15 protein-coding genes are annotated in these 15,483 nt (G+C 62.0%); 9 read left to right on the top strand and 6 right to left on the bottom strand.

What is annotated here, in order from left to right:
- Nucleotides 1-4: 4 nt before the first annotated feature.
- From CAF90_RS10095 to CAF90_RS10085, 3 genes are all read right to left on the bottom strand, one after another.
- Nucleotides 5-2,848, bottom strand: coding sequence for a class I adenylate cyclase (locus CAF90_RS10095; protein ID WP_085606071.1), 2,844 nt, complete (start codon nt 2,846-2,848; stop codon nt 5-7).
- Between the two features lie 194 nt (nt 2,849-3,042).
- Nucleotides 3,043-3,288 (bottom strand): TIGR02647 family protein, encoded by a 246-nt coding sequence (locus CAF90_RS10090; RefSeq protein ID WP_007951883.1) that lies wholly within the window; start codon nt 3,286-3,288, stop codon nt 3,043-3,045.
- Between the two features lie 192 nt (nt 3,289-3,480).
- Nucleotides 3,481-3,765 (bottom strand): hypothetical protein, encoded by a 285-nt coding sequence (locus CAF90_RS10085; protein ID WP_007951881.1) that lies wholly within the window; start codon nt 3,763-3,765, stop codon nt 3,481-3,483.
- A 123-nt stretch (nt 3,766-3,888) separates the two neighbouring features.
- Here CAF90_RS10085 and CAF90_RS10080 point away from each other — a divergent pair, with 123 nt between their 5' ends.
- Nucleotides 3,889-4,548, top strand: coding sequence for a glutathione S-transferase family protein (locus tag CAF90_RS10080; protein WP_085606069.1), 660 nt, complete (start codon nt 3,889-3,891; stop codon nt 4,546-4,548).
- Between the two features lie 60 nt (nt 4,549-4,608).
- On the opposite strand, the gene argH is transcribed toward CAF90_RS10080, so the two are convergent.
- Nucleotides 4,609-6,003 carry an argininosuccinate lyase gene (gene argH, locus CAF90_RS10075; protein ID WP_085606067.1) on the bottom strand — a complete coding sequence of 465 codons (1,395 nt, stop codon included), beginning with the start codon at nt 6,001-6,003 and terminating at the stop codon, nt 4,609-4,611.
- Between the two features lie 474 nt (nt 6,004-6,477).
- On the opposite strand from argH, the gene CAF90_RS10070 reads away from it, so the two are divergent.
- The 7 genes from CAF90_RS10070 (at nt 6,478) to CAF90_RS10040 (ending at nt 12,878) form a co-directional block, all read left to right on the top strand.
- Nucleotides 6,478-7,224: a LytTR family DNA-binding domain-containing protein gene (locus CAF90_RS10070; RefSeq protein WP_085606065.1), complete on the top strand. Its 747-nt coding sequence runs from the start codon at nt 6,478-6,480 to the stop codon at nt 7,222-7,224.
- A 138-nt stretch (nt 7,225-7,362) separates the two neighbouring features.
- Entirely contained in the window at nt 7,363-8,304 is a 942-nt protein-coding gene (hemC, locus tag CAF90_RS10065; RefSeq protein ID WP_007951874.1) for a hydroxymethylbilane synthase, read from the top strand.
- Nucleotides 8,301-9,068, top strand: a complete 768-nt coding sequence (locus CAF90_RS10060; protein WP_085606063.1) for a uroporphyrinogen-III synthase — start codon at nt 8,301-8,303, stop codon at nt 9,066-9,068. Before hemC ends, CAF90_RS10060 begins: the two co-directional genes overlap by 4 nt.
- A gap of 16 nt (nt 9,069-9,084) precedes the next feature.
- The gene (locus tag CAF90_RS10055) at nt 9,085-10,227 is read left to right on the top strand and encodes a uroporphyrinogen-III C-methyltransferase (RefSeq protein WP_007951869.1); all 1,143 of its coding nucleotides are present in this window, start codon (nt 9,085-9,087) and stop codon (nt 10,225-10,227) included.
- Nucleotides 10,224-11,462 carry a heme biosynthesis protein HemY gene (locus tag CAF90_RS10050; RefSeq protein WP_085606061.1) on the top strand — a complete coding sequence of 413 codons (1,239 nt, stop codon included), beginning with the start codon at nt 10,224-10,226 and terminating at the stop codon, nt 11,460-11,462. Before CAF90_RS10055 ends, CAF90_RS10050 begins: the two co-directional genes overlap by 4 nt.
- Nucleotides 11,463-11,682: 220 nt before the next feature.
- Nucleotides 11,683-12,234, top strand: coding sequence for a disulfide bond formation protein B (locus CAF90_RS10045; protein ID WP_007951865.1), 552 nt, complete (start codon nt 11,683-11,685; stop codon nt 12,232-12,234).
- Between the two features lie 185 nt (nt 12,235-12,419).
- On the top strand, nt 12,420-12,878 hold the full coding sequence (locus tag CAF90_RS10040; protein WP_007951863.1) for an Rsd/AlgQ family anti-sigma factor: 459 nt from the start codon (nt 12,420-12,422) through the stop codon (nt 12,876-12,878).
- A gap of 60 nt (nt 12,879-12,938) precedes the next feature.
- Here CAF90_RS10040 and CAF90_RS10035 read toward each other — a convergent pair whose 3' ends face one another.
- Nucleotides 12,939-13,604 carry an FKBP-type peptidyl-prolyl cis-trans isomerase gene (locus CAF90_RS10035; RefSeq protein WP_007951860.1) on the bottom strand — a complete coding sequence of 222 codons (666 nt, stop codon included), beginning with the start codon at nt 13,602-13,604 and terminating at the stop codon, nt 12,939-12,941.
- A gap of 192 nt (nt 13,605-13,796) precedes the next feature.
- On the opposite strand from CAF90_RS10035, the gene CAF90_RS10025 reads away from it, so the two are divergent.
- Nucleotides 13,797-14,975: an AlgP family protein gene (locus CAF90_RS10025; protein ID WP_085606059.1), complete on the top strand. Its 1,179-nt coding sequence runs from the start codon at nt 13,797-13,799 to the stop codon at nt 14,973-14,975.
- Here the strand turns inward: CAF90_RS10025 and CAF90_RS10020 are convergent.
- Nucleotides 14,972-15,433: a TIGR02444 family protein gene (locus CAF90_RS10020; RefSeq protein WP_007951857.1), complete on the bottom strand. Its 462-nt coding sequence runs from the start codon at nt 15,431-15,433 to the stop codon at nt 14,972-14,974. The genes CAF90_RS10025 and CAF90_RS10020 overlap by 4 nt on opposite strands.
- Between the last annotated feature and the right edge of the window lie 50 nt (nt 15,434-15,483).

Genomic DNA, 15,483 nt, shown 5'->3' with positions numbered 1-15,483 from the left:
CGCCTCAGACCTGCTCGAGCGCCTCGTTCAGAGAGCGTTCCAGGTCGGCCTTGTAACGCAGATACAGATTGCTCGAACTCTGCCCGTCACCGATCACACCCGACAGGTCCAGGTCGGTGATGTAGCAGCGGTAGCGCTCGCTTTCCCGGCGCTGCCCGACGATCTCCCGGGCGACCACGCTGAACAGCTGGTCGCCATGTTCCAGCTCGCTGAATTCCCGTTGATTGCAATACAGCGTGACTTGCACCTCGCCGGGTGCGGCTTTGCCGACGATCGCCTGCACGTCGTAGAACGGTTTGTTGACCGGCGTCTGCGGCGCCGGGCGCATTTCGACCCGTCGCGCGCGTCCCGGCCCTGACGGCAATAACTGGTAATACAAGATTTCAAGGCTGGCGGCATGGCCCGCATCCATCGGCAGCAGCGCTTCGCGGCGGAACTGGATCGATTGCAGGAACCGCTGCAGCGGCACCAACAGGCTTTGCTCGTCGTGATAGGGCAAGTGCTGTTGCCACAACGCATTGAACTCGTCGAGCACGTACAGTTCGGCGGTTTGTTCGGTGATCCGGTAGAACACCTGAATGCATTCGGGCTGGCCCATCGGCAGGATCAGTGCCAGGTCGTGGTCTTCCAGTGCCATCGGGTCCAGGTGCAGCGGGCTGTAGCGCGGCTGTTCCTCACCCAGGTAATCGAGCAGCGCCGGCAGGGTGGCGAGGGCGACATGGCTGACCTGGCCCGGCACCAGTTCCAGCACGTGGTAATGCTGCTGCACCTGGATCAGGTAGCGGTGATTGAGATCGCTGAGCAGCAGGGTCTGCGCGGTATCGACAATTTCCTCCACCCGGCGGGCGATGAACTGCGCGCGGTTGTGACAGAAACAGCGCACTCGCAGCGATGGTTGTTGCGGTCCGCGCGGCAGGTTGTTGAGGTAGTCGCGCAGACAATCCATCAGGGCATGCGGACCGTCGAAGCGGTTGACCAGTACCTCGTTCCAGCTATTGAGCGTGACCTGATCCAGGGTCAGCACCAGGTTTTCGCGTACGCCGGCGTAGCTCAGAGAGTCCGTGCGTTCGGTGGTCATCAGAATGTTCAGGTCGCGGTGATGCTTGAGCGGGTCGACCCCGACATTCACCAGCATCAGCACTTCGCTCGGCACGGCGGCGCGCAGCAGCGGTTCTTCGGCAACGGTCGACAAGGGCAGGGCGATGCTTTGTTGCAGGCTGCCGAGCAGGTTGAACAGCTCAAACTCGCTCATATCGCTGGTGCCGGGGTGCAGGGCCAGTCGGGTGCTGCTGTCGATCACACCGTTGCGATGGCACCAGGTCAGCAGTTCCAGCAACTCGCGGCTGCGCTTGATCGGCGCGAAGTGTTCCCACTCCAGCGCCGTCAGGCTGCCGTTGTACAGGCCCCACTGGGTTTGGCCCGGTTCCTTTTTGTTCGGCGATTGCACCAGGGTCAGGGTGTCTTCGGCCAGGTCCGGGGCAATGCCGGGATTGATGAACTCGACCTTGTCGGCCTTGCGTTCGAACGCTGCATACAGCCGCCGGCCGAGAACGTTGAGGTCGCGCTTGTTGATCAGGCTGACCGTCTGTTCGGTGCGGGCGAACTGGGTCAGGAAGCGGTAGCTGTAATTCAGTTCGTTGACCAGCGCCCGGCGTTCGGCGCTGACCTGGCGGACTTTCCACTGGCTGCGGCTGTCGAGCAGCGCCAGTTGCCGCTGGTCCCAGTGCCATTCGCTGGCCAGCCTTTCCAGCAGTGAACGCTGCCAGCTCTGGGTGCGAGTGTTGCCGGTGAGCTTGCGGTTGACCTTGAGGTACAGCGCCCGTCGCACCAGCTCCAAGCGCTCCGGTTCGTTGCGCGCAGTGAGGTATTCCTCGATCCGGCGGTAAACCACCATGTACGGATCCAGCTCGTCGAGATCCAGCCGGTTGGCGAATACGGCCTGCTTGAAGCGCAGACTCAAGCACTGCACCTGCGGATGTTCGCTGGCGTAGACCTCGGTCAGCAGCAGCTTGAGCACCGATTTGTAAGGTGACTCGATACCCTTGAACAGTTGCCACAGCCCGGCGCCGACGAACTCGCCCGGCGGAATGTGCGCCATCGGCCCCAGGTCGAGGGTTTCATCGTTGCGGATGAAACGCTTGGAAATCAGGGTGTGGGTGTACGCGTCATAGGCGCGCTCTTCATAGACCGGCACCAGCCACCAGATCGGCGTGCGCCCGGCGAGCCAGATCGCGGTGCGGTAGAACTCGTCCAGCAGCAGATAGTGCTGGGTAGTGCCGCAATCTTCGGAGCTGAGCTGGGTGTCGCGTTCGCCTTTGACGAAGCGCACCGGGTCGATCAGGAAGAAGTGCGCCTCGGCCCCCTGGCTGGCCGCCCAGGCTTCGAGCAACTGGCATTTCTTGCGCAGCTCGGCCAGCTCACTATCGCTCAGGTCGGGGGCGTGACAGACCCACACATCCATGTCGCTCTGGTCCGCCTGGGCGAGTGTGCCGAGGCTGCCCATCAGGAACAGACCGTGAATCGGCCGTGGCGGGTTGCTGCCGTGACGCGGTTTGTAGGAGAACGAGCGGGTCAGGCGCTGGGCTTCGGCGAGCGCCTCGGCGTCCGGTTCGTAATTCGACAGCCCGGCCGGCGTGCTGCCCGAGACATAGCCTGGCAACAGCGGATGATTGACGTGAAAAAACAGCGGCAGCAGCGTCAGCACACTTTGCTGGCGCGTCGACAGGCCTTCCAGCGCCCGGTTCAGGCGGCCTTCATTGAGTTTGAGAAAACGTGCACGTAGCTGGCTGAGTACCTTGCGGTCGATGCCTTCGTCCAGGTCGGGGCGGATTTCATGGGTGCGGGTCATGTCGGCTCAAACCGGCGCGCAGGGCTCGGAGGCAAAGGGTCTCGGGTGTCCGGGAGTTTAGCGCCTGAACGACAGGAGTTTTAAGCTGAATTTGTTTTTTGACGTCAGATTTCTATCGCGCGGCGATGGGTGACGTTCATGGCTGGCCCGCGGAAATCCCGTGGCAGGGGTTTCCGTGGGCAAAGTCGGGAGGATCAGGCGGTTTGCTGCTCTTTGAGAATCGTCAGTACGGTTTGAACGTTCTGTGCGGCATCGCGACCGAGGCTGGTCAGGTAACCGCCATCAGGCTGGTCTGTCAGTTCTTTTTCGAACAGGCGTTGTGCGGCGGCAATGTGCTTCGGGGCAGCGGTCTGATGAATTTTCAGACCTTCCTGGGAACTGTCCAGGTTGAAGAGTGCGAGGACTTCCAGTTCGGCAACCAACTCAGGGGTAAGCGACATAAGGACTCCAGACTTTCTAGGAATTGGACGACAGCGCCCCTAAGGTGAACCTGCCGGCGCGGCCTGTCCAGTGCGCGTGTCAGGGTTTTTGTCCCGGGGTGGATTCCAGTGTAGTCAGGGGGCGGCAGAAGGCCGCGCAGATGGGTGACAAATTGTGTGGGAGCAGGCGTGCTCCCACAGGGCGGGGCCGTTTTACTGCTTTTCCGGTGGCAGTTCCGGCAGTGCGCGCAGCGCGGTTTCGTACCACTCGGTATCGAACGCGCGGTCTTCGTCGAGCATCGCGTCGATTTCACAGGCCAGCACGTGGGCCATCAGATTCAGGATGTCGTCACGCTCGTAACCGACCAGCGTCAGCTTGTTGAAGGTTGCCTTGGCCGCTGGCGGGTTGTCGCTTTCGATCTGGTTCTCGATCGCTTCGATCAGCGTCGATTCGGTGAACTCTTCTTCATCATTGTCGATGTCAGTCGGCTCGCTCATGGCAGGCTCCTCAAGGAAAGGCGCCAGTTTACCCGCATTCAGCGGCGTGATGCTGCTGGCGGGATTTCCCGGAGCGATCTATAAACAGGCACTGCCCACCCCGCACGGCCTGGAGGCTATGTGATGTTCAAGCTCTATGGATTCTCCGTCAGCAACTACTACAACATGGTCAAACTGGCGCTGCTCGAAAAAGGCCTGCCGTTCGAAGAGGTCACGTTCTACCCGACGCCTACGCCTGAGTCCCTGGCCATCAGCCCGCGCGGCAAGGTGCCGGTGCTGGGAGCTGAAGGCGGGTACATCAACGAAACGATGGTGATGCTCGAATACCTCGAAAGCAGTCAGAAGGGTGTCCCGCTGTTGCCGACCGAGCCGTTTGCCCGCGCTCAGGTGCTGGCGGTGGCCAAGGAAATCGAGCTGTATATCGAGCTGCCGGCCCGTGCCTGTTACGGCGAAGCGTTTTTCGGCACGGCGTTGCCGGAGGCGATCAAGGAGAAAACCAAGGCTGAATTACTGCTGGGCTTTGCGGCGCTGGGACGTCACGGCAAGTTCGCCCCGTACGTGGCGGGCGACACCCTGAGTATTGCGGACTTGTACTTCCTCTACAGCGTGCCGCTGGCAGCTGCGGTGGGGCACAAACTGTTCAGTCTGGATTTGCTGGCGGAGATGCCGAAGGCCAAGGCGCTGCTGGAGCGGCTTGAGCAGAATCCGCACGTGCAGAAGATTGCGGCGGACAAGGATGCGGCGATGCCGGCGTTTTTGGCGATGATCGCAGCCAAAAAGTAGAAAATCTGTTTTGAAGCCAGTTCGCGGGCAAGTCGACAACTCGACTTGCCCGCGATGCTTTTAGCGACTGGCGATCAGCGCCTGACCGCGAACCACGGCAGCCTTGACCTGCGCCGGCGCAGTGCCGCCGATGTGGTCACGGGCATTTACCGAGCCTTCAAGGGTCAGCACGGCGAACACGTCCTGCTCGATCTGGTCGCTGAACTGACGCAGTTCTTCCAGGCTCATTTCCGCCAGATCCTTGCCGGTGTCGACGCCGTACTTCACCGCGTGGCCGACGATCTCGTGGCAATCACGGAACGGCAGGCCGCGGCGTACCAGGTAGTCGGCGAGGTCAGTGGCGGTCGAGAAACCGCGCAGCGCCGCTTCACGCATGATCGCGTGCTTTGGCTTGATCGCCGGGATCATGTCGGCAAAGGCGCGCAGCGAGTCGCGCAGGGTGTCGGCGGCGTCGAACAGCGGTTCCTTGTCTTCCTGGTTGTCCTTGTTGTAGGCCAGTGGCTGGCCTTTCATCAGGGTCAGCAGGCCCATCAGGGCGCCGAACACACGGCCTGTCTTGCCGCGTACCAGCTCCGGCACGTCCGGGTTTTTCTTTTGCGGCATGATCGAGCTGCCGGTGCAGAAACGGTCCGGCAGATCGATGAACTGGAACTGCGCGCTGGTCCACAGCACCAGCTCTTCGGAGAAACGCGACAGGTGCATCATCGCGATGCTGGCGGCCGAGCAGAATTCGATGGCGAAGTCGCGGTCGGACACGTTGTCCAGCGAGTTGCCGCCGACGGCGTCGAAGCCCAGCAGTTGCGCGGTGTATTCGCGGTCGATCGGGTAAGTGGTGCCGGCCAGTGCGGCGCTGCCCAGCGGCATGCGGTTGGTGCGCTTGCGGCAGTCGACCAGGCGCTCGTAGTCGCGGCTGAGCATTTCGAACCAGGCCAGCATGTGGTGCCCGAAGGTCACCGGCTGAGCGGTCTGCAGGTGGGTGAAGCCCGGCATGATGCTGGCGGCTTCACGCTCGGCCTGCTCCAGCAGGCCTTTTTGCAGGCGGGTGATTTCGCTCAGGATCAGGTCGATCTCGTCACGCAGCCACAGGCGGATGTCGGTGGCGATCTGGTCGTTGCGGCTGCGGCCGGTGTGCAGCTTCTTGCCGGTGACGCCGATGCGGTCGGTCAGGCGTGCCTCGATGTTCATGTGCACGTCTTCGAGGTCGACGCGCCAGTCGAACTGGCCGGCCTCGATTTCGCCCTGGATGGTCTTCAGGCCATCGATGATGCTGTCGCGCTCGGCATCCGTCAGCACGCCGACCTTGGCCAGCATGGTGGCGTGGGCGATCGAGCCCATGATGTCGTGGCGATACAGGCGCTGGTCGAAAGTGACGGAGGCGGTGAAGCGGGCGACGAAGGCGTCGACGGGTTCACTGAAGCGGCCGCCCCAGGACTGATTGGTCTTGTCAGTGCTCATGAATTCGCTCGTATCGGCTTGAAGAAAGAAGGCGTGAAACGCTGGCGCGGATAATAACAGGGTTGCCAATCCTGTCGCTGACACTGGTCGATACGTTTTTTTCTCATGGCCTGATCCATAGTCGCCGGTGTCGCCGGGGGATTTGCGCAAGGATATTTTCCGATTGAGCAATATCGGCCCGACGAGCGTCTACAGTAGGACATAGGGGTCGACGTGGCGGCGGATCGCGCAAAGGTCCGGCCACCGACTATAAGAAGAGAGAGGGGTGGGTGTATTGGCCATTGGCATACCCTGCGTAAAACGCAGTCGGCGGCGGGCGTCAGGCGGTACGTTGCAGGTGTCGGCAAATATTGCCGGCCGACGTACGGCACTTTTTGGCGCTCGCGCTAGTCTTAGCGTGGATCGCGGTGACGGACGTCACTCCACTTGTCTACGCTATCCTTGTGCGAGACTCACGCAGGAATCCAGCGCAATATGAATGTCCTGATCGTTGATGACGAACCACTGGCCCGCGAGCGACTCAGCCGAATGGTGAGCGAGCTCGAGGGCTACACAGTCCTGGAGCCCAGCGCCACCAATGGCGAAGAGGCGTTGGCGCTGATCGACAGCCACAAGCCGGATATCGTACTGCTCGATATCCGCATGCCGGGCCTCGATGGCCTGCAGGTGGCTGCCCGTCTGTGCGAACGCGAAACCCCGCCAGTCGTGGTGTTTTGCGCAGGTCCCGATGAATTTGCCGTGGAAGCCCTGCAGGCCAGCGCCGTGGGCTATGTGGTGAAACCCGTGCGAACCGAACATCTGCATGACGCCCTGAAACGGGCTGAACGTCCCAACCGGGCCCAGCTCTCGGCCCTGACCCGTCCTGCCGCCGAAAGCGGTAACGGCCCGCGCAGCCACATCAGCGCCCGGACCCGCAAAGGCATCGAACTGATCCCGCTGGATCAGGTGGTGTATTTCATTGCCGACCACAAATACGTGACCTTGCGCCACGAGGGTGGCGAAGTCCTTCTGGATGAGCCGCTCAAGGCGCTGGAAGACGAATTCGGCGAGCGCTTCGTGCGGATCCACCGCAACGCGCTGGTCGCCCGCGACCGCATTGAGCGTCTGCAACGTACACCGCTGGGCCACTTCCAGTTGTTCCTCAAAGGCCTCAACGGTGACGCGCTGATCGTCAGCCGCCGGCATGTGGCGGGCGTGCGCAAAATGATGCAGGGGCTTTAGTCCGCAGGCTCCGGGCGGTTCTTCGTTCTTTTCACCAGGCATAGCAGGCCAGGGAGGCCACGCCGTTTCTGATTCAGGTCAAAGTGGATTTGGCTGAGCTGTTATTATCCGCCGTATCTATTCAGTACGGATTGATCCATGTCCTCTCGCGAAATCCGCATCGCCACCCGCAAAAGTGCTCTGGCCCTCTGGCAGGCCGAATACGTCAAAGCCCGTCTGGAAGCAGCCCACCCGGGCCTGCTGGTGACGCTGGTGCCCATGGTCAGTCGCGGCGACAAGCTGCTTGATTCGCCCCTGTCGAAAATCGGCGGCAAGGGCCTGTTCGTCAAGGAACTGGAAACCGCGCTGCTGGAAAACGAAGCCGACATCGCCGTGCATTCGATGAAAGATGTGCCGATGGATTTCCCTGAAGGCCTCGGTCTGTTCTGCATCTGCGAGCGCGAAGATCCGCGTGACGCATTCGTCTCCAATACGTATTCCAGCCTCGATGCGTTGCCAGCCGGCAGCATCGTCGGTACCTCCAGCCTGCGTCGCCAGGCACAGTTGCTGACGCGCCGTCCGGATCTCGAGATCCGTTTCCTGCGCGGTAATGTCAACACCCGTCTGGCCAAGCTCGACGCCGGCGAGTACGACGCGATCATCCTCGCGGCAGCCGGCCTGATCCGCCTCGGCTTCGAAGACCGCATCACCTCGGCCATCAGCGTCGACGACAGCCTGCCGGCCGGTGGCCAGGGCGCCGTCGGTATCGAATGCCGCAGCGCCGACACGGAAATCCATGCCTTGCTCGCGCCCCTGCATCACGCCGACACCGCTGACCGTGTCACCGCCGAGCGTGCCCTGAACAAACATCTGAATGGCGGCTGCCAGGTGCCGATCGCCTGCTACGCCGTGCTCGAAGGCGATCAGTTGTGGCTGCGCGGTCTGGTGGGCGAACCGAGTGGCGGCAAGCTGCTCAGCGCGCAAGCCCGTGCGCCGCGTGCGGCAGCCGAGACGCTGGGCGTGCAGGTGGCCGAAGACCTGCTGAGCCAGGGCGCCGACGATATTCTCAAGGCAGTCTACGGCGAGGCAGGTCACGAGTGACCGCCTGGCGCCTGCTGCTGACGCGCCCGGCGGAGGACTGTTCGGCGCTCGCCGCCGTGCTGGCCGAACAAGGGTTTTTCAGCAGCTGTCTGCCGCTTTTGGAAATCGCGCCCCTGCCGGTCTCTGACACAATGCGCCGCACGATCACGCAACTGCCGCGTTACAGCGCGGTGATCGTGGTCAGCAAACCGGCGGCGCGGATCGCGGTGGATCTGCTCGACTCTTTGGGTCTGGCGACTCCGACGATGCCGTGGTTCAGCGTGGGTGCAGCGACCGCCACTATCCTTCGGGATCGGGGGCTGGATGTGAGCTTCCCGGACGCGGGCGACGATAGCGAAGCCTTGCTGCAATTGCCGCGTCTGCTGGCGGCGGTGGCCGTGCCCGGCTCGCAGGTGTTGATCCTGCGCGGGGAGGGCGGACGCGAGCTGCTGGCCGAGCGCCTGCGCGCGCTTGGTGCTAGTGTCGAATACTTGGAGTTGTACCGTCGCGACCTGCCGGACTATCCGCCGCAGGAGCTGCCCCGCAGGATTGCAGCGGAACGCCTGAACGGACTGGTGGTCAGCAGTGGACAGGGTTTCGAGCACCTGCGCCAACTGGCCGGCGACAGCTGGCCTGCACTTGCGCAGTTGCCGTTGTTTGTTCCAAGCCCAAGGGTTGCCGAGCAGGCCAGTGCCGCCGGGGCCCGAACAGTTGTGGATTGTCGCGGCGCCAGTGCCGCGGCCTTGCTGACGGCGTTACGGGAGCATCCCGTGCCCGTTCTCTAATGCAAAGGATGGATACGTGAGCGAAACAGCCTTGCCTAAAGATGACGTTCAACCTGTGATCGATGCACCGGTTGATGCACCGCCACCGGCCGCGGAACCGCGCCGAGGCAACGGATTGGCCATTCTCGCGCTGCTGCTCGGCGCCGCCGGTGTTGCGGTGGGTGGCTGGGGTGTGTGGCAGGTACGACACCTGCAGACCAGCACTCAGAATCAGTTGAGTCAGGTTCAGGCGTTGAGTGATCAGGCTCAGACTCTGAAGCTCAACGAGCAACGACTGACCGAACGCCTCGGGCAATTACCCGGCGCCGATGAACTTGCCGATCGCCAGCGTCTGGTGTCGCAACTTCAGGGCGATCAGCAACGCCTCAATCAACGTCTGGAAACCGTCCTTGGCGCCAGCCGCAAGGACTGGCGTCTGGCCGAGGCCGAGCACTTGCTGCGTCTGGCCAGCCTGCGTCTTTCCGCCCTGCAGGACATCAGCAGCGCCCAGGCGCTGGTCCAGGGTGCCGACGAAATCCTGCGCGAGCAGAATGATCCCGGCTCGTTCGCTGCCCGCGAGCAAGTGGCGAAAACCCTGGTAGCGCTGCGCAGTACCGCGCAGCCGGATCGCACCGGGCTGTTCCTGCGACTGGGCGCCTTGCGTGATCAGGTCGTCGGCCTCACCGAGCTGGCGCCGGAATACAAGGATCGCGGTGATTCGCTGCTGGGCCTGACCTCCGATGGCGACGGCGCCAGTCGCTGGGCGCAGTGGTGGGATCAGATCTCGCGCTACATTCGCATCGATTTCAACGCTGACAAAAACGTCCGGCCGCTACTCGCCGGCCAAAGCCTGAGCCAGGTGCGTCTGGCCCTGAGCCTTGCGCTCGAACAGGCGCAATGGGCCGCGCTCAACGGTCAGGCGCCGGTGTACACCCAGGCCTTGGCGGAGGCGCGTGACGTACTTACAGGCAACTTCAATCCGGACAACCCGCAGAGCAAAATCATGCTCGAGCAGGTCGCGGAATTGAGCAAGCAACCGGTTACCGTCAATACGCCGGATCTCGCCGGGACGTTGAGCGCGGTGCAGGCTTATCTGGAGCGCCGCAACGTCAACGCCGAAGACTCGGTGAAACCCTTCGCCAAACCGGCCGCCAGCACCGCGCAGGAGGCGACACCATGAAGCGCCTGTATGTGATCGTGTTTCTGGTGATCGCGGCAACGGCGGCGCTGGGCCTGGCGATTGCCGAGCATTCCGGTTACGTGCTGGTCGCCTACAAAAGCTTTCGTTATGAATCGAGCCTGTGGGCGACCCTGGCGGTGGTCGCGGTGCTGTGGCTGCTGGTCTGGGGCATCAAGGCGCTGGTCGAACTGGTGCTGACCTCGGGCGGTGTGGTCAATCCATGGTCCCGTCGCAACCGCAGCCGTCGCGTGCAGGTAGCGATCGAGCACGGTCAGCTCGACCTGGCCGAAGGTCGCTGGGCCAGTGCTCAGCGTCACCTTTATCGGGCCGCCGAAGCCGAGCGTCAGCCGTTGCTCTATTACCTGGGCGCCGCGCGCGCCGCCAACGAACAAGGTAATTACGAGGAAAGCGATCGCCTGCTGGAGCGCGCTCTCGAGCGTCAGCCGCAGGCCGAGCTGGCGATTGCTCTCAGCCATGCGCAACTGCAAACCGATCGTGGCGATACCGATGGCGCGCTGGTCACCTTGCAGGCGATGCACGAACGCCATCCGCACAATGCCCAGACCTTGCGCCAGTTGCAGCGACTGCATCAGCAGCGCGGTGACTGGTCGTCCGTGATCCGGCTGTTGCCGGAACTGCGCAAGGATAAAGTCCTGCCTCCGGCCGAACTGATCGAACTCGAGCGTCGTGCCTGGGGAGAAAACCTGTCCCTCGCGGCCCAGCGTGAAGAGGATGGCGCAGTCGGTTTGCAGTCGCTCAACCGCGCCTGGCAGCAACTGACGTCTGCCCAGCGCCAGGAGCCTGCGCTGGTGCTGGCCTACGCCGAGCAGCTGCGCCAGCTGGGCGCCCAGGTCGAGGCGGAAGAGCTGTTGCGCACGGCGCTCAAGCGCAAGTACGACAGCCACCTGGCGCGCCTTTACGGTCTGGTGCGCGGCAGCGATCCGGCGCGTCAGTTGCAGACGGCCGAAGGTTGGCTCAAGGATCATCCGGGCGATGCCAGCCTGCTGCTGACGCTGGGGCGTTTGTGCCTGCAAGCCAGTCTGTGGGGCAAGGCGCGGGATTATCTGGAAAGCAGCCTGAGAGTGCAGCGCAATCCGGAAGCGTGCGCGGAGTTGGCGCGTCTGCTGGCTCAGCTGGGTGACACCGAGCGCAGCAACCTGCTGTTCCAGGAAGGGCTCGGTATGCTGGATGAACGCCTGCTGGCTTCGCCATTGCCCGTAGCTGTTCGAGCGTGATCAGAAAGGGGGAGCATGCTCCTCCTTTTCTTTCCCGGTGACTGAATAGTTACCGGCAAATCCCCTCCCGAGCAAAGTCCTACAGAGGCTTACACCGAATCCTTCGGTGCCTGTCGGGATTTCCCTACACTTCTGCTGAAGTGTCGCCAGTGACCTGCCTTGAAAGCCCGAGGCCCTTTCCTCTACCGTAACTGCCTGTCTTTATTGTTACGGATAAGCCATGTCGTTGGCCTGCTCACGCTCCCTGTTCTTTATGGCTTTCACTGCGGGGATTCTGGCCCTGGGAGCTTCTTATTACCTCGAATACGCGGTCGGTCTGGTGCCTTGCAGTCTGTGTCTGGTCCAGCGTCTGTTCATGAGTGTCCTTACCCTTTTTTGTGGTGTGGCTGCGATCCATGGACCGCAACGTGTCGGTCTGTCGCTGTATTGGACGATGGCGTTGTTGACCAGCCTTGGCGGAATGACGGCGGCGTGGCGGCAAGTGCTGCTGCAAAGTGATTCTCTGCAAAGGCTGGCGCATTGCGGGCCCGGGCCGGAAGAAATGTTCAGCAGCCTGCCGTGGTTATGCGCCCTGATGCGTATGTTCAATGACACGGCCGATTGCGCGGAATTGTCCTGGACGCTGTTCGACCTGAGCATTCCGGAGTGGAGTCTGCTGTTTTTCGTGGGGATGTCGATCCTGGCTGTTTACCAGTTGCTGCGACAGGTCTGGATGGCTTTGCAGCAACCGCTCAGCGGCCAACCGTCGCACCCGGTGCTGGTCAGGGATTAAACACTTGTATGAACTTTCTCTCCTGCGTACCTTGAAGCCATAGGCGTGCGGGCATAATCTGGCCCGCACGTGTCATTGGAATTGTGTTGCTCGATGACGCTCTGCCTGGCCGCCTCTCAAAGCAATATTCACAAGAAGGGGCGCGGGTGTAGAGCAGCATGACCCACAAGGGAAGAGAGATCGCCATGCTCGAAAGTTGTCAGAATGCTCAGGAACGTTGGGGTGGAGTTCATCTGCTGATCGACCGCTGGCTGCAGGAGCGTGAGGAATTGATCGCTGCCTATGACAAGCTGGGCGCCAAACCTCAGGCGCTGTCCGAGGATCGAAAGCCCTTGCAGGAATTCTGCGGCGTGCTGGTCGATTACGTCTCGGCCGGGCACTTCGAGATCTACGAACAGCTGACGGGCGAGGCCAAGGCCTTCAACGACAAGCGCGGCCTGGAACTGGCCGAGACGATCTATCCGCGGATAGATGTCATCACTGAAAAACTGCTCGCGTTCAACGACCTTTGCGATGAAGGCAAATGCGTTGCGGAGAAATTCAAGGAGCTGGGCGGCCTGCTCCACGAGCGCTTCGAACTGGAAGACTGCCTGATCGAAGTGCTGCACACCGCACACAAGGAAGAGGATTCGGTTCAGGCCTGAATCGAACCTCGCAAGAACCAGAAACGGTGCGCCCCAGGCGCACCGTTTTTTATTGGGCGATCAACTGGTCGCGCCGCGCAATTCCACTTCAAACACCAGCGGTGTGAATGGCGCGATCAAGTCGCCGGCACCGTCGGCGCCGTACGCTTGATCCGATGGAATCACCAGGCGCCACTTCGCGCCCACCGGCATGTTCTGCAACGCGGTGCGCCAACCGGCGATCACGCTGTCGAGATTGAACCACTGCGGCTGGCTGTTCTGATCGAACACGGTGCCATCCGGCAGTCGGCCGATATACAGCACCTGCACTTTTCCATCCGGGCCGGCCTTCGTGCCGTTCCCCGGCGCCAGCTCGGTCAGCAGGATGCCGTCGGCCAACTCCTTCACACCCGGTTTGGCTTTTTCGGCGGTGAGGAAACGTCGCTCGTTTTCCATCGCGGCTTCAGTCGAAGGCATGGCTGCCTGCTCGGCTGTCTGCGATTCATGATCGGCGAGGATCTGCTCGATGCGTGCCTCGCTCAATGCCAGCGGCTTGCCTTGATAGGCCTGTTGCAGGCCTTCGATCAACGCCTGGATCTGGAGCTGCGGCACTTCCTGACGCAGCCGTTCACCGAGGCTGGCGCCGAGGCTGTAAGCCAGATCATGGGCATCGTTCGCGGTGGTTTTTTCGTCGGCCTGAGCCACGGAAAAAATCATGCAGAGGGATAAAAAAAGGTAGCGCGACATGGGCACTCTCCGTCCTGAATTGCGGTGGATTATGCCAGCGCGAACGTCTGCAACGGTGAACTGCTTTTGCCAATGCGCAGAAGTTTTTCGCAAGCCTGCAACCGAGTGCTTTCGATACTGTCAACATGCCCTAGCGGCGGTAGCAGCAGAGGTCTAGTATGAGCCGCACTCACGTCAGCCAGGAGGTAAACCATGTCGGCCACCAAGAAGCCTGTAAACACTCCGTTGCATTTACTCCAACAACTCTCGGGCAGCCTGCTCGAGCATCTGGAAAACGCTTGCTCCCAAGCCTTGGCTGATGCTGAAAAACTGCTCGCCAAACTGGAAAAGCAACGCGGCAAGGCGCAAGAAAAACTGCACAAATCCCGCACCAAATTGCAGGACGCAGCAGCAGCCGGTAAAGCCAAGGCGCAGACCAAGGCCAAGGCTGCCGTGAAGGAACTCGAAGACCTGCTCGATGCGCTGAAGGATCGTCAGTCCGATACCCGCAGCTACATTCTGCAACTCAAGCGCGATGCCCAGGAAAGCCTGAAACTGGCCCAGGGTGTCGGTCGTGTTCAAGAGGCTGTCGGCAAGGCGTTGTCCCTGCGTTCGGCTAAACCTGCAGCGGCGCCTGCGAAAAAAGCGGCCGCCAAACCTGCTGCAAAAGCACCGGCCAAATCGCCTGCTAAAGCGCCAGTGAAAGCCGCTGCTAAACCAGCCGCGAAGAAACCCGCAGCCGCCAGCGCTGCCAAACCTGCGGCTAAAACCACAGCGGCCAAACCGGCTGCCGCCAAACCGGCTGCTGCAAAACCAGCCGCCAAACCTGCGGCGAAAACCGCTGCTGCGAAAGCGGCTCCGGCAAGAACTGCCGCTGCAAAACCAGCTGCCAAGCCAGCCACCAAAGTGGCCGCTAAACCGGCAGCAAAACCAGCCGTTAAAGCCGCCGCTAAACCGGCCGCCAAAACTGCTGCTGCCAAGCCTGCGGCGAAAGCCGCTGCCAAACCGGTTGCTGCCAAACCTGCAGCCAAAGCGGCGGCGAAACCAGCGGCCAAGCCTGCGGTAAAAGCTGCGGCCAAGCCTGCTGCAAAACCAGCGGCCAAACCGGCCGCCAAGCCAGCAGCGAAACCTGCTGCAAAACCAGCAGTGAAAAAACCTGCCGCTGCCAAGCCGGCTGCCGCCAAGCCAGCAGCAAAACCAGCTGCCGCCAAGCCAGCAGCAAAACCAGCTGCAGCAAAACCGGCCACTGCGCCTGCTGCCAAACCTGCAGCCCCGGCAACTCCGGCTCCGACCGCAGCACCGGCATCCGCCACCACTACCTCGACCACCACAACCACGCCATCCCCGGCGCCGGTATCGAGCGTCGCCAGCAACCCGTCCAGCGCTTCCTAAGCGCCGGTCGCCGCGACGCGCAGCACTTGCAGCGCGTCGCGGTTCAGGTTGGCCGCAGGGCCGGCCAGCACTTCCAGCCAGTCACTCGACTCCTTCGAATTACGCTTCCAGCCTTGCGCGGCGCCTTCCAGTCGTGACAGCAGCGCACGCTCCGCCTCCAGCTCCAATCCCTTGATCTGCTCGCGCATACCCTTGAGTACCGGATCGGTGTCGGCCAGGGTTTTCCACTGCATGCGCAATGCGCGTAACGGCTGCACCACTTCCCGGTCCCAGGGCTCTGTCAGTTCCAGAAGCTGTCGCGCACGCGCCTCTTCACAGGTCGCATCGCGTTGTTCCAGCCATAAACCGCACAGCATCAGGCACACGTTGGCCCCCGCCGATTGCAGGCGCAGGCAGGCATCCTCCACGCCGGGACGGGCGTAGACGGCAAGGGCAAAGCTCCACAGGTCAGAGGACATCGTGCTACTCGCGCCAGTTGCGGGGGAAGCTGGTAGACTCCGCCGCCATT

Origin of the sequence: Pseudomonas sp. B37(2017) (genome assembly GCF_002112885.1) — a bacterium.
Lineage (GTDB): Bacteria > Pseudomonadota > Gammaproteobacteria > Pseudomonadales > Pseudomonadaceae > Aquipseudomonas > Aquipseudomonas paraglycinae.
The sequence above is the reverse complement of the archived record's forward strand: the minus strand, read 5'-3'. Positions and strand labels throughout refer to the sequence as shown.